This is a genomic window from Pseudomonas sp. GW821-FHT05H12 (assembly GCF_059419385.1).
In genome coordinates, this window is the sequence record NZ_JBWKRS010000088.1 from 1 (window position 1) to 765 (window position 765).

Genomic DNA, 765 nt, shown 5'->3' on the forward strand with positions numbered 1-765 from the left:
TTGATGTACGTCACGTCGCCACACCACACTTGATTGACCGCCGTGACATCAAACTTACGCTTGAGCACATGTGGCGCCACCAACGCTTCCACGCCAGGCGATTTGTATTTATGGCGTCGGCGCTGACGGCTGGCTATCCCAGTTTCGCGCATCAAGTTGCGGGCCAAATAGCGGCCAATACGATGCCCTTTTTCTTGCAGCTCCTTCGCCAAAGTCCTCGCTCCCGCAGAAGCCCGCGATGCTTTGTGATGCCTGACCAGAGCGGCCTTGAGCTTATCCCGCTCAGGATTTGCTTTGCCTTGGCGCTGGCGCCAAGCGTAAAAACTGCTGCGGTTGACACCGAACGCCCGGCAACACCTGATCACACCGTACTGCTCGTCCAGCTCATCGATCAGCGTGAATGATCTTTGGCGTCCAACAGCAGGAGAGCACTGGCCTTTTTTAGGATTTCGATGTCCAGGTCTTTCTCCCTGAGCAAAGCTTTGAGCCTCTGAATCTCCCGCTGATCGGCGGTGATAGCCTTGGCGCCTACCGGCGTCGAGCCCAAACGCTCCTTGCGCACCTGATCGACCCAGCGGCGCAACGCTGTGGGACCGATATCCAAACTGGCACACACCTCAGGAACCGGCTGGCCTTCATCAAGCACCATACTGGCTGCTTTGAGCTTGAACTCACTCGAATAAGATTTACGCATACCCAAACACCTCAGATTTGGGCGCCATCATAGCGCCCGATTGAAGTGTCCAAAATCATTAGGCCAGTTCA

At 55.7% G+C, this 765-nt stretch carries 2 protein-coding genes; both read right to left on the reverse strand.

What is annotated here, in order from left to right; genetic code table 11:
- A partial coding sequence (locus tag AC07SU_RS30870; protein ID WP_494999267.1) for an IS3 family transposase occupies nt 1-365 on the reverse strand: 365 nt, incomplete at its 3' end.
- Nucleotides 366-391: 26 nt separating this feature from the next.
- The gene (locus AC07SU_RS30875; RefSeq protein WP_494999268.1) at nt 392-694 is read right to left on the reverse strand and encodes a transposase; all 303 of its coding nucleotides are present in this window, start codon (nt 692-694) and stop codon (nt 392-394) included.
- Nucleotides 695-765 lie beyond the last annotated feature (71 nt).

What these genes read in the sequence shown, in the direction of transcription:
- AC07SU_RS30875 (WP_494999268.1), bottom strand. Translation starts at nt 694, where the DNA reads ATGCGTAAATCTTATTCGAGTGAGTTCAAGCTCAAAGCAGCCAGTATG.